Below are 13,631 nucleotides of genomic sequence, written 5' to 3' on the forward strand. Positions count from 1 at the left end.
AATTGTGTATGTGTTTATAGATCTAGGTTTGCTACTTTTGCAGCGTTCACTTCAATGAATCTTCGTCTTGGAACTACTTCGTCGCCCATCAAAATGTTAAATGTTTCTTCTGCTTCTACGAAATCGTCTAGCTTCACTTTGAGTACGACTCGCTTTTCCGGATCCATTGTGGTTTCCCAAAGCTGCTCCGGATTCATTTCTCCAAGACCTTTGTAACGCTGAATTACGACTTTGTCTGAATTCAACTGTTTTAAGAATTCTTCTTTTTCTTTATCGGAATATAAGTAGGTCTGGTTCTTACCGTGCTTTATCAGATACAAAGGAGGCTGCGCCACATAGAGAAACCCTTTCTCTACCACTGATCGCATATATCTGAAAAAGAATGTTAGTAACAAAGTTCGGATATGAGATCCATCAATATCAGCATCTGTCATTATCACAATTTTATGATATCGAATTTTATCTATATTGAACTCATCTTCACCGATACCTGTTCCAAGGGCTGAAACTAAAGTTCGGATCTCCTCGTTTCCGAGTATCTTATCCAATCGAGACTTTTCTACGTTTAGAATTTTTCCTTTGAGAGGAAGAATCGCTTGGTAGTTTCGATCTCTTCCTTGCTTTGCGGAACCACCTGCAGAATCTCCCTCGACAATGTAGAGTTCAGATGCTGCGGGGTCTTTTTCCGAGCAGTCAGCAAGTTTTCCCGGTAAACCACCGCCTTCTAGAACCGTCTTTCTACGAGTAAGATCTCTTGCTTTTCTCGCGGCTTCTCTTGCTTTTGCAGCTAATATACATTTTTCTAATATTTTCTTTATGACTAAAGGATTCTCCTCGAAGAACAGAGACAAACCTTCTCCGGTGAGTGTTTGCATGATTCCTTTAACTTCTGCGTTCACCAGTTTTTCTTTTGTCTGAGAATTGAACTGAGGCTGCGGAATTTTGATCGAGATAACAGCTGTTAAACCTTCCTTGACATCATCTCCAGAAAGTCCGGTCGGATGTTTCTTAGAAAGCTGTTGATCTTTTTTTAGGTAATCATTCAGGGTTCTAGTCAAAGAGGCCCGAAAGCCTTCTAAATGTGTTCCACCGAGATTATTGTTAATATTGTTGGTGAAGCAAAAGATATTTTCCGAATAAGTGTCGGAGTACTGAATTGCAATCTCCGCTAGTACATCATCCTTATTTCTTTCGAAATGGATGGTTTTGTGCATCGGATGTTTGTTTTCATTTAGATATTCTACAAAGGATACAATTCCTCCGTCGAAAAGAAACTCATGACGTTGGGGCTCTTCCTTTCTTTCATCTCGAACAATTAGCTTGAGCCCTTTATTCAAAAAGGCAAGTTCGCGGAATCTAGAAGTCAATACGTCGTATTGAAACTCTGTCGTAGTAAAAATGGATTCGTCTGGTCTGAAACGTACGATGGTTCCGCGTGAATTTGTTTCACCGATTACCGTAACCTGGGTTTGCGGAATTCCTTTGGCATATTTCTGATGATATACTTTTCCCTTATTGTGAACTTCTACTTCCAGCCACTCTGAAAGTGCGTTCACAACGCTTACCCCAACTCCGTGCAAACCGCCCGAGACCTTGTATGCATCGTTCTCGAACTTTCCACCCGCGTGTAATATGGTCATGACCACTTCGATCGTAGAAATCTTTTTATCCGGATGGATATCGATCGGGATTCCACGCCCATTGTCCTTTACTTCGATAATATTTCCTGAAAGGATGCTTATAGTAATTTCAGTGCAATGACCGGCCATGGCCTCGTCCACTGAGTTGTCTACTACCTCGTAGACCATCTTATGGAGACCACTTTCGTCCTGGGTTCCTATGTACATTCCTGGACGCTTACGTACGGCTTCTAAACCTTCCAGAATCTTGATCTGGCCGGCACTGTAGCTGCTGTCTGGTTGGCTCATGAATCCTCCGGGAACCTTAAGGATTAGTTTTCCTGAAAAGCTCATGGAGGCAAGGAAATTCGGTACAATAAAGGAAAGATCTAAACTTACTATAAGTATTCTATGAGTTCTAAAAGCCGCTTTTTGACTGCAGGATCGGATTCTTTTTCAGCGATCGCAATCAGACCTTCTTTTCCAGCAAGTCCGGATTTTTGAACAGTTGCTCGATGCTGAGCCTGGGAAGGTTTTTGTATCTTTCCGATTCGAATTTCAATTTTAGAAAATGAATCCTTGCCTAGATATCGTTTCGCCAAGGAAAGAATTCTGGATTTGAGAAAGAAAAGTTCCTGTTTATACGCAGAATGGGAGACTAGGACAATCAATGAATCGTTCACAATATCTACTGGCTCGGAATGTGAAGCATAGATAGGCCCTACCATATCGCTCCAACGCTGTGCAATAGTCCTTAATGTAACTTTCGCAAAGAAATCTTTCTCATTCCAGCCGGCCTTTTCCAGGACCCGCTTGAATTCAGAAGGATCTACCTTTTCCGGCTTCGAAGCCACTATTGCGATTCCTCCACGGTACCACCCTTTACTAAAAAGATCTGATTTCGATCTTCTAGTCTACCTACATACTCTCCTATTCCTTCTAGATCCGTGGTAGTAAAAAAAGCCTGCCCCGCATTCCATACAAGTTCTACAAAGTACTCACGCCTTTTTACATCAAGTTCCCGAATCACATCGTCTATCAATAACACCGGAGTTTTTTGCAATTTCTGTCTGTAGTATTCAAAAGAAGCGGCCTTTAAAGAAATCACCGTACTTCTCTTTTGGCCTTGGGAGGCGAAATTCAAAATGTCCCGACCATCCTCTCCGATAAATAGTTCATCTCTATGAATTCCGGAGGAAGTGTATCCCAGTCTCAAATCTCGGTGAAAATTCCTCTGTAGTTTTTCTCTAAATTCCTCTTCGCTGGAAACGCTAGGTTTATATTCAAGCTGCAGAGAATCTTTTCCTCCACTCAACTTCTTTAAATTCGAATGATAGATCGGATGAAATTCCTTGATAAGATCCGCTCTTTTATGCAAGAGCGAACCTCCAGTCTGAACTAATTTGTTGTTCCATACCTCGAATAAAGCGACGTCTCGCGAACCGCTTTTAAGGAGTGCGTTTCTATGCTTTAGAATTCTATTATATTCTATTAAATCTCTTAGGTAAATTGGATCCAAAGCTGATAGCAAGCTATCTACGAACCGTCTTCTTTCTACCGGACCGCCTTCGACGATTTTGAGATCGAGAGGAGTCATTAAAACTGTTAAGAATTTTCCGATTAAATCGGATCTTTTTTTTACTTCTTCTTGGTTATACTTTAGCTTTCTTTTAGATACCGGTTTTCTCGTATAACCGATTTCGAAGATTTCCTTCTTTGAATCTCTTTCGACTTCTCCTTTTAGATAAAAGCCGTCCTGTCCCCATCGTATTAAATTTCCATCATCTGATTCTCTAAAACTTTTCAGCCAGGAAATAATGGAAATCGCTTCTAAGAGGTTCGTCTTACCTTCTCCGTTTTCGCCTACAAAGAAGACTAACCTAGAATCAAAGTTCAAATTGACACTTTCATGATTCCTAAAGTTGAGAAGTCTGAGACTCCGAAGAAACATCGGAGCGCAACTTAAATTTTCATAGGCATGATCACAGAAATAAATTCAGGATCGGAAGGATCTTTAAATACAGTCGGAGAACTTGAATCACTAAACTCTATTCTAAATTCATTATCATCTATCGATTTAAATATATCAGAAAGATATTCGCCTTTGAAGGCAATAGTGGTTTCGTCACCGGTATATTCAATCGGCATATTAATGCTGACTTCATTGACGCCTTGGGTTTGTGCATAAAAGTTCAAATTCTGATTTGAGAAAGTCAGTCTAATTTGGCGAGTAGGTTCCTCCGCTGCGATCAAAGCTTGTCGCAAGTAAATCTGGAAATTTTCCTTCGGAATGATTGCGTGAAACTTAGAACTCTTAGGTATAACTTGCTCGTAGTTCGGAAAGTTACCTTCGATAAGTTTACATAAGAGCTCGATATGATTTGCATTTACATAGATCTGCTGGTCTACAATTCCGATTTTACCGGTTTCCGCGGTTGCAATCATTTTTGAAATTTCTCGGATCGCTTTGGCCGGAATAATTACGGCTTCCTTAAACTTCAATGGCGCGGGGAGCCGTCTTTCTATCTTGCACAATCTTCTGCCATCGGTAACTGCAAAAATAAGACGATCCTCTTTCGGAATCATGTATAGGCCGTTAAAGATATACCTTTGATCTTCATGAGCAATCGCGTAGGAAGTCTTTCGGATCATCTCACTGAATAGTCCTGTAGGAAATTCCGAAACCGAAGAAGGATCTACCTTCGAAATGGTTTTAATTTCCTCAGCATCCATTCCATTCAATTTTGTTTTATAATCATTTTTTGAAGTAGCATCTGTAATATATGTAATCGATGAATCTTGTTCTGTTTCCTCTTTAGATAAGAGAGCTTCTTCAAAATGTATGGTTTTAAAAATACTAGATAGCTGCTTTGCTGGAAGGGAAATATTACCTGATTGCATAACTTCAGCATTTAATGAAGTCTTAATAGAGATTTCTAAATCGGTAGCAGAAACTGAAACTGTATTTCCTTCTGCCTCTAATTTTAAATTTGATAAAACGGATCGGATCTCTCTAGCAGAGATGACTCCTTCTACGGCATGTATTGCTTTTAGAAATTCGGAGGTATTTACTTTTATCTTCAACTTTCCTTACTCCTGATTCTCTATATACTAGATCTTATATATGTACTGTTGCTGTTGTTGTACGTGTAAGTATGTAAGTAACTCAGAGACCTGATAGAATATAGAAATATGTCGCATATATATTGAAAAGTACATTTTCCTAGGCATGGAAAAAACAGGTTTCTGAAGATCTAAATTTCCAATATAACTGTGCATTTAAGGGACCATAATTTTGCGTTATGTCTTATATAGAGTTTATAGTCTTTTAATACACGAGTTATTAACAGTCTATTAACTGCTTATGTCTCTATGATTGGCGGGTGTTTGATTTATTGGAATCTGAATTTGGAAAGAATATCTTCGACTTTCGCCGCGAATTCTTTTTCTTCCTTCATCTTGGCTTCTATCTTACGAATGCCGTTGATAGCTGTCGTGTGTTCTCCGCCAAAGATTCTTCCGATCTGACTTTTGTTTACTTTGAATACTTTGTGAAGCACGTACATGCAAAGGTGTCTCGGAATAATGAGTTCCTGCTTCCTGCTCTTTCCCATTACTTCCTTTGCATCTAGATTATATAAAGAGGCGATGTGTTCGATCACCTTATCATGACTTAAGAGCAGATTTTTCTTTCTGAACATTCTGTTCTTTAAAATCTCTTCAATCATCTCCGGAGTGAAAAAGAGATAAGAGTAAGCTCGTTTATGCAAAGCTAGGTCATTCAAAGATCCGAGCAAGGTTCTGGTATCGTCGTGAATCCGATCAGCAATAAGCTCTATTAGATCTGGTGACAATCCCAAGTTCAAAATTTTATTTTGGTAAGAAAGGATTCCAATTCGTACCTCTTTATCCGGAGGTTGAATGTCCGCCTGAACCCCTGTTACAAATCTGGACCTTAATCTTTCTTGGATTGGCAGTTCGGAACTCGGGCGGTCAGAGGCGATTACGATCTGCCTTCTTCTTTCGAAAAGAAAATTGAAAATGGTAAAGAATTCTTCCTGTGTTTTTTCCGCGCCGGTATTTAAGAGCTGAATGTCATCGATTAATAAACAATCGTAAGACTGGTATTTGATCTTAAATGACTCTACGCTATCTCTAGATTGCAGTGAAAATAGAAACTCGCTCATGAACGTCTTTATGTCGACGTAGTGGACCGTCTTCCAAGGCTCTCTTTTGATGATTTCGTTTCCGATCGAATGCAAAAGATGAGTCTTACCGACTCCTACTTTTCCGAAAAGATAGAGAGGGTTGATGTCCGCAGGATTCTGAATGCATTCTCTCGCTGCGCTGTAAGCAAGCCGATTCGAATTACCCACAATGAATGTTTCAAAGTTGTAATCAGGATTAAAAGAGTATGATTTATCTTTGTAAGTCTCGCGGAGAACTTGTGTTAAATTAGATGGCCCTTCTAAAACAATTTCCACAGGGATTCGATTTCCCATTGTTTTGAAGATCGCTTCTTCGATGTAAGTTTGGTATTTCTTTTCTACGTGGGTCTTAATATTTGCAGATGGCGCGATTAAGACACATCTCTTATCAGTAAGAGAGTTCAATTGGAGCGTATGGATAAATTTATCGAAATAAGTCGGAGGAATTTCGTTAGAAACCTCTTCCAATATACGCTTCCAGCTTGGGTCCAAGCAGTTTTCTCCTTAATTGCAAAACTCGAACACGCCGACTGAGCCACCTTTCGATTTCATTTGGTGAAACATTCGGAAAAAAAGACGAAGTTACGAAGGGAGTTGGAATCTTAAATTGATTCCAACGAGAATACACTATTTTTCCGAAGAGAGTCACACACAAATGAAAATTCTAGTCACGGTCGAAACAATTTGGAAAAACGAAGTGAATTTGTAATAGATAAAAAATTATGTCACATCGATTGATTTTTCATGCGATGCTCGAAAAAACTAACATATGTTAGGTTAAATTGAGGATGAAGACATAAATATTAAGAAAAGTGAATGTTTATTTGTGCGATAATAATGTCAGACTGTTGACTAACTTCGAGAAAATTATACTTTCTTGTCCGTGGATTCTCTCGTGAAGAGTCTCTTTAAAAGCAAAGATCTGTTCTATTTTCGGAATATTTAGTTCATACGAGTTTTTAGTATATTCTTGGATCAGTACAAGACTGAGCAAATCCAAAAAGTCCTTAAAGGAAAAGCCATCCTTCCATTCAGGATGATCGTCTTTATAATTCAAAGCCCATTCTTCTAAATGCAGAATATCTAATGGAGTTTCTACTTTATCCGTAACTTTGCTTAAAATGAGTTCCAGAGCTTCTTTAGGGCAATCATAGGTTTCCATGCTTCCGCCTTGAAAGGCGTGGTACATCCTACCTTGTGAACGGTGTAAATCTTTTACTATTTCTTGTGGAAGATAATCAAAAGGAATGCACACTGCTCTGCTGGTTATGGTTTCTTTTAATGACTCCAGATCATCTACGAGGAAAATAAAACGAGTAAAGGAAGGTGCTTCCTCTAGCGATTTGAGCAGGGCAGTTTCCGCTTCATTTCCTATGAGTTTTGCATCAGGGATAATGATGAATCTTACTTTAGATAAGTGAGGCCTGTAGTAAAGCCTAGAGCGAATCAGCCATCGGATAGAAAATTCTTCCGGATTGTCTTCGGTTCCAATCGGAATCGTTTTGTTTTTGTCTGAAGGAAACCATACTATATCAGGATGCGCATGGTGCATGAATGCTTTGCAAGAGGCGCATACTCCACAAGATGTTCCTTCCAAACAAAGCAGCTGTCTGATGAATCTTTCTGTTGCAGCTTCCTTTCCGGTTCCTTCGGGACCATAAAATATTAATAATGGAGGAAGTAGGTTCGGGTTTTCCAAGTAGCGTTGTAAATAAACAAGAGCCCTTTTTTGTCCTTGGATTTCCTGAATGGAGAAGTTCGGTCCCATGACCTAGGATGTTCGGCCTTAGTAAACTGGAGTCAACCAGTGTTTGTATTCAGGGATTTTTCCTTTCACAAGCTCGAAAAATGTGGACTGGAGTTTTTGAGTAACAGGCCCGATCTTTCCAGTTCCGATCGTTCTCCTATCTACTTCGCTAACCCAAGCAATTTGAACTCCTGTACCGGAGAAAAAGATTTCATCGGAGATATAGAGTTCGCTTCTGGTAACATCTCTTTCGATTACTTCGTAACCGAAATCCTTAGCGATTTGTAAGACCGATCTTCTTGTAATTCCTTCTAGCAGAGAGGAGGCTATTGAAGGAGTGATAATTTTACCGTCTCGAACTAGAAATATATTTTCCGCGGAGCCTTCACTTACGAATCCCCTTCCATCTAAAAATATGGCTTCATCAAATCCGTTTTGAACTGCTTCGGATTTTGCTAATGCAGAATTCACATAGCCGCCTGAAACTTTAGACAAGGTAGGTATGACAGTATCATCGAAGCGTCTCCAGCTAGAAACCATTGTGGTCAGACCGCGTTTTGTATCTAAATAATCATCCAACTCCAGAACGTAAATCGCCAAGTCCGTAGCAACATCGTGAAATCTAGGAGAAAGTTGAAGTGCAGATGTATACACGAAAGGTCTGAGGTAAACATTCTGACGATATCCCGAAGCTTTCAAAAGTTCTAATGTTATGTCCCTTAGTTGTTCAGGAGATTTATCGAATTTGAGCTGCATGATTCTTGTCGAATTCACGAGCCTCTTATAATGATCCAAGATCCGGAAGACATAGACGTTGTCCGTTGCCGAATCATAATACCCTCTGATACCACCGAACACAGTCGTACCATATTGTAATGCGTGAGTTTTAATATTTATGTTTGCTTCGGATTCGGGGACGATTTTTCCCCCGAAGTAAGAGAGTTTCTTGATTGATTCAGACATGCCCAGAAACCTGAAAGTGATACTAAGAAAACATCATTCTTAGCAAGGCGTTTGGTGTCGACTAATCATCTAGTTTGCTTGCTCTAAGTGCTCGCTAAGAATCGGAACGGACAATGGAAGGATCATTTTTCCCAAATCAATATGATTGCATCGTAGTTGGAGCAGGACATGCAGGTGCCGAAGCCGCCTATGTCGCATCCAGAGGTGGTGCAAAGACTTTATTGGTTACCATGAATTTGGACACGATAGGTCAGATGTCCTGCAACCCGGCGATCGGCGGAATCGCGAAAGGACATATGGTGAGAGAAGTAGATGCACTCGGTGGTTTGATGGGAAAAGTCACCGATGCAACTGGAATTCAATTCAAAATGCTGAATACTTCCAAGGGTCCAAGTGTCTGGGCGCCTCGCGCACAGTCTGAGAAAAAGGAATATCAATTAAAAGTAAAACATACACTCGAATCCATCCGAAATCTTTCCATTCGACAAGATACTGTGGATGATCTGCTTATCGAGGATGATAAAATTATAGGCGTTCGCACAGGAAGAGGATTCGAAATATTTACGAAGCATGTAATCCTGACGACCGGAACTTTTCTCTCTTCCATTGTTCATATTGGAACGTATCAAAAAGAAAACGGCAGATTTGGAGAGCCTACAGTGAAGGCGCTTTCTAAATCACTCGCGAAGTATAATCTAAAATTAGGAAGATTGAAAACAGGAACTCCGCCGAGAATTCATAAGAACTCAGTAGATATTTCTGTGATGGCATTACAAGAAGGGGATCCTGAACCTTCTCCTTTTTCTTTCGCTACGGAAAAGATAGAAAGAAGACAAATACCTTGCTACATCACTTACACGAATCCTAAGACTCATGAACTCATTCAGGAAAATATTCATTTGTCTCCTATGTATTCGGGGCAAATCAAATCGATTGGTCCGAGATACTGTCCTTCTATCGAAGACAAGATCGTAAGATTTGCAGATCGAGAAAGGCATCAGATATTTTTAGAGCCGGAAGGTTATGATACGCAAGAGATCTATTTGAACGGAGTATCTACTAGTTTGCCGGAAGAAGTGCAATGGAAATTAGTTAGGTCGATTGCTGGATTAGAAAAAGCAGAGATACTTAGACCTGGTTATGCGATCGAATATGATTTTGTGGACCCGACCGAGCTCAAGCCTACGTTAGAAACTAAAAAGGTGAAGGGGTTATATCACGCAGGACAGATTAATGGTACGACTGGCTACGAAGAGGCCGCAGCGCAAGGACTAGTAGCCGCTTACAGTGTACTAGCTTCTCTTAGAGAAGAAGAGCCGTTATTGTTTTCTAGAAGCGAGTCATACATAGGTGTTCTCGTGGATGATCTAGTTCATAAGGGAGTAGAGGATCCATATAGAATGTTTACTTCTAGAGCAGAGCATCGCTTGCTCTTAAGACAGGACAATGCAGATCAAAGGCTGATGAAGTATGGCTTCAAAATGGGACTGATCGATGCTGAAATGTACGAAAGGACTCAAGAGAAATACAAAAGAATATCGGAAATAAAAGAGAGAATCTATTCGCTGCCAGTGAAACCTTCAGAAGAGTTCGTTGCTCTCTTGGCTAGAAAGGACATTCAGAATTATAAGTATGGCTCCAAGCTGGATACTTTTTTAAAGAGACCTGAGATCTGCTTCGATGATGTTTCCTTTATGTTGGAAGGAGCAGAGGATCTTCGTAAGGAAGATAGAAAAGTAATCGAGATGGAAATCAAGTACGAAGGATATATAAAGAAGGAGCAAGACACAATCGATTGGAGAAGGCGATATCTCTTAACTGCGATTCCAGAAGATATGGATTACTCCTTAGTACCAGGAATCAAAAAAGAAGCCGCGCAAAAATTGACCAAGCACAGACCGATGAATCTTGAAAAGGCCGCGCAAATTTCCGGAGTAGATCCGAGTGATATCGATCTCCTGTTGTTCTATATTAAAGGGAAAAAGTCAGACCTCAAGGCCGAGGGAGTAAACGTTTAGAAAAAGACCTATTCTGTTTCACGTGAAACAAGAACTAAGTGCTTCCGCTCCGAGCACTTATTAGTGTAGCCCCACCCTTCCTGGGCGGGGGCTGGAGCGTAGCGGCGGTACCCTGCCCTTATCAGAAAAAAGAAATGACTACAAGTAACTTTTCTCAGTTTGAATCTTGTAGGAGCTCCTACAGATAGGCAGAAAACTTTTTTAGGACCTCATAGCATCAGGTCTCTACACAAATCATTCTACTTACTTATATAGAAATTCAACATGATACATGATTCTCCGGTGCTGATTACTTCCGAACTTTCTTAAAATCCTACGGTTCCACGGACTGAAAAGTCGCCGGCAAAAAATTTTCTACGATGTTTAGAGGAAAGAAGAACTAAGGCAACTTTCAAAGTGAGAGGACGCGCGTACCGAGAGTCTTCAAATATCGAATGTTAAGCTTCATGAGGGACTGATGTTTGTCGGAACTTTAACTTAGCACTTAGTTAAAGGGGATGCTCATTGTTTCGAATTGTTCGGACCACGATAACCCTATAAAAACTCGGATCCTCTTGGTGGCAAAAGCGATCCGAGTTTTCTTGATTCTAACTTTTCTTTGGGAATCGATTTCTTATTTTCCGTATACGAGCTCGTGAGTTTTTTCGAGGGTCCATTTGTCTCCCTGTTTCACGTGAAACGTCAGTTGCTGGAGACGATTATTTTTGTCCCAGATAAGCCTGTTCAATCTCTCAAGATTACCTTGAACATTCATCCTGCTCAGAAGTTTTCCTTGTTCGTCGTACGTATAAATGGTAGATGCAACTTGTTGTTTATCTTCGTTAAAGATGTTTTGTTGGAATAGACTAGGGTTCTTGTTATCTTTTACCACAGAGAAGCGTTCTTTCTCTTTTGTATTTGTCCAATCAGTTTGCGCGTCTCTGACCAAACCATTTTCTCCCCAGGAAGAAATTATACAGTTTAAGACCAACTTCCCTGCTTCGTCTTTTAGCTCTACCACTGAAAGTATTCCATTTGGATTGTAAAAGAAAGATTTAGTCTCTACGATTTTTCCGTTTTTATTAAAGAGTTCTTCTCTTTGAATCTTTCCGTTCAAGTAAGTAAACTTGGTCTGGCCGTCGCCTTTTCCGTCTGAATCAATATAAAATTCCTGAACGAGTTTACCGCTTTCGTCGTACTTATAATTCGCGCTATAGATAATCTTTCCGTCTGAGTTTTTCACTAGTTCTTGTGTAGGACCTCCTTTTTCTGAACCAAGCACGTACCTGTCAGTATGAGACCACTTGCCTGGAGTGAACGCGAATAAATTGGAGCTTATACTTACAAACGTGAAAAGAATTCCGAATCGGAACATACAATTACCTCTAGTATACAGATCGACGATTCTTAAAAAAGATTAAGCGACTTTTGGAAATTCTGGCTACCGAAAAAGTTTAAACTCGAATAATCCTTGCCGAGGGGAGATTCATAGCTACTTTCATTCTGCTTTCTAATAAAGATATTAAAGAAGACGAAGAAATAAAGAAGAGGATATTCTATGTCACTTAAGAATCTGGGCTACACCTTGCTCGCATTAGTATTACTATTTCTATTATATACGATCGTATTTACCGAATCTGGTATAGACCCAATTCGACCTTCCGCAGAAAACTACAGCGTTGATTATAATAAATTAAGCGAGCAAGCTGCATCGGATCTTCAGAAATATTTAAGAATCAAAACAGTTCGAGGAAATGAAATCCAAGGTGCGTTATTTTTGAAATCCATCTTAGAGAAGCGCGCAGTTCCAGTTAAGATAATAGAATATCCTGGTATGAGGGACAGAGTTTCTCTAGTCGCAGAGTTAAAGGGAAAGGACCAGACAAAAGGCGGTGTGATTCTCACAAATCATATCGATGTTGTGGAAGTGGACTTATCTGAATGGAGCGTTCCTCCTTTTGAAGGTTTGAGAAAAGGAGATAGAATCTACGGTCGCGGTGCCATCGATATGAAAGGTTTAGGCTTAATGCAGCTGTATGCATTTTTATTGATGAAGGATCTAAAAATACCTTTAGAACATAACTTGATGTTTTTGTCTGTAGCAGATGAAGAAAGTCGAAGTCGTTTTGGAACGAGGTTTCTTCTTCAAGATCATAGAGATTTGTTTAAGGGATATGAGTTTCTCTTAAATGAAGGTGGCGCGGGATCAAAAGACATAGCGATCAAAGGATCAAAAGTATTCAATATCCAACATGCCGAAAAAGGAGCAGTCTGGTTGGACTTGAAAGTGAAAGGAGATTCTGGACACGGAAGTACTCCGCCGGTAAAGTACGCCGCAAAGTCGATGATCGATTTCTTGGAAGAAGTACAAAAACTTGGAACTACCACAGTTATACATGATGAAGCCGCAGCATTTTTTTATGAACTAGGAGCTATTAGCGGATTTCCGAATTCATTTGTATTACGGAGATCCAGAAACCCTCTTTTAAAATTAATTCTAAATGGAGTCATTGATTCGAGTCGGCACTTAAGAGCAATGACTCGAAATACTGTAAGCATCACTGGTGTAGATAGTCATCCTTCCGGAATTAATGTCATCACATCGGAAACTACCGGAACCATCGATGTTCGCGTGCTCCCTGGAAGCAGTGAGAAAGAGATGTTCGAGAAAATAAAATCTCTCGGAGAAAAGTACGGAGTAGAAGTGAGCGCTCGACATCTCGAACCCGGAACTAGTTCTCCAGTAGACGGATCCTTGTTTAGAATTTTAGCGGGAGTTGTTTCCGCCGTGGAGCCAGGTGCAATTGCAACGCCGTTCTTGTCACCGGGAACAACTGACAGTTCTTACTTTAGGGCTTTAGGTTTCAAGTGTTACGGATTGATTCCAGTATTATTTACATCAGAAGAAATAGATGGAATTCACGGAAAGGATGAAAGTATGACTGTGCCTCAGTTAAAGATGGGCATAGAAATACTCTTTAGAACATTAGTAGAATACAATCACTTCTCCAAGCAATCGAGCAAGTGAATCCACTCTATAGGAAAGAAAGGAAGCTCCGAAGCGTAAGGACCTTGGATTTACAAAGAACGTTTTCAC

10 protein-coding genes are annotated in these 13,631 nt (G+C 40.1%); 2 read left to right on the forward strand and 8 right to left on the reverse strand.

Annotated elements, in window-relative coordinates:
- Window positions 1-14: 14 nt before the first annotated feature.
- From gyrB to CH373_RS00710, 7 genes are all read right to left on the reverse strand, one after another.
- Window positions 15-1,928 (reverse strand): DNA topoisomerase (ATP-hydrolyzing) subunit B, encoded by a 1,914-nt coding sequence (gyrB, locus tag CH373_RS00680; RefSeq protein WP_100712539.1) that lies wholly within the window; start codon window positions 1,926-1,928, stop codon window positions 15-17.
- An 89-nt stretch (window positions 1,929-2,017) separates the two neighbouring features.
- A complete protein-coding gene (locus CH373_RS00685; protein WP_243393199.1) occupies window positions 2,018-2,473 on the reverse strand; it encodes a DciA family protein in 456 nt (151 codons plus the stop codon).
- Window positions 2,473-3,570 (reverse strand): DNA replication/repair protein RecF, encoded by a 1,098-nt coding sequence (gene recF / locus CH373_RS00690; RefSeq protein WP_100712015.1) that lies wholly within the window; start codon window positions 3,568-3,570, stop codon window positions 2,473-2,475. Before recF ends, CH373_RS00685 begins: the two co-directional genes overlap by 1 nt.
- 11 nt (window positions 3,571-3,581) lie before the next feature.
- On the reverse strand, window positions 3,582-4,703 hold the full coding sequence (dnaN, locus tag CH373_RS00695; protein WP_100712016.1) for a DNA polymerase III subunit beta: 1,122 nt from the start codon (window positions 4,701-4,703) through the stop codon (window positions 3,582-3,584).
- A gap of 308 nt (window positions 4,704-5,011) precedes the next feature.
- Entirely contained in the window at window positions 5,012-6,319 is a 1,308-nt protein-coding gene (dnaA, locus tag CH373_RS00700) for a chromosomal replication initiator protein DnaA (RefSeq protein ID WP_100712017.1), read from the reverse strand.
- A 328-nt stretch (window positions 6,320-6,647) separates the two neighbouring features.
- Window positions 6,648-7,595: a hypothetical protein gene (locus tag CH373_RS00705; RefSeq protein WP_100712018.1), complete on the reverse strand. Its 948-nt coding sequence runs from the start codon at window positions 7,593-7,595 to the stop codon at window positions 6,648-6,650.
- A gap of 18 nt (window positions 7,596-7,613) precedes the next feature.
- Complete coding sequence (locus CH373_RS00710) at window positions 7,614-8,537, reverse strand: branched-chain amino acid transaminase (protein ID WP_100712019.1); 924 nt, start codon at window positions 8,535-8,537, stop codon at window positions 7,614-7,616.
- 113 nt (window positions 8,538-8,650) lie between these two features.
- On the opposite strand from CH373_RS00710, the gene mnmG reads away from it, so the two are divergent.
- Window positions 8,651-10,555 (forward strand): tRNA uridine-5-carboxymethylaminomethyl(34) synthesis enzyme MnmG, encoded by a 1,905-nt coding sequence (gene mnmG / locus CH373_RS00715; protein WP_100712020.1) that lies wholly within the window; start codon window positions 8,651-8,653, stop codon window positions 10,553-10,555.
- A 613-nt stretch (window positions 10,556-11,168) separates the two neighbouring features.
- Here mnmG and CH373_RS00720 read toward each other — a convergent pair.
- Entirely contained in the window at window positions 11,169-11,909 is a 741-nt protein-coding gene (locus tag CH373_RS00720) for a hypothetical protein (protein WP_100712021.1), read from the reverse strand.
- Between the two features lie 183 nt (window positions 11,910-12,092).
- Here CH373_RS00720 and CH373_RS00725 point away from each other — a divergent pair, with 183 nt between their 5' ends.
- Complete coding sequence (locus tag CH373_RS00725) at window positions 12,093-13,562, forward strand: M20/M25/M40 family metallo-hydrolase (RefSeq protein WP_100712022.1); 1,470 nt, start codon at window positions 12,093-12,095, stop codon at window positions 13,560-13,562.
- Window positions 13,563-13,631 lie beyond the last annotated feature (69 nt).

Source organism: Leptospira perolatii, from assembly GCF_002811875.1.
GTDB classification, from domain to species: Bacteria; Spirochaetota; Leptospiria; order Leptospirales; family Leptospiraceae; genus Leptospira_B; species Leptospira_B perolatii.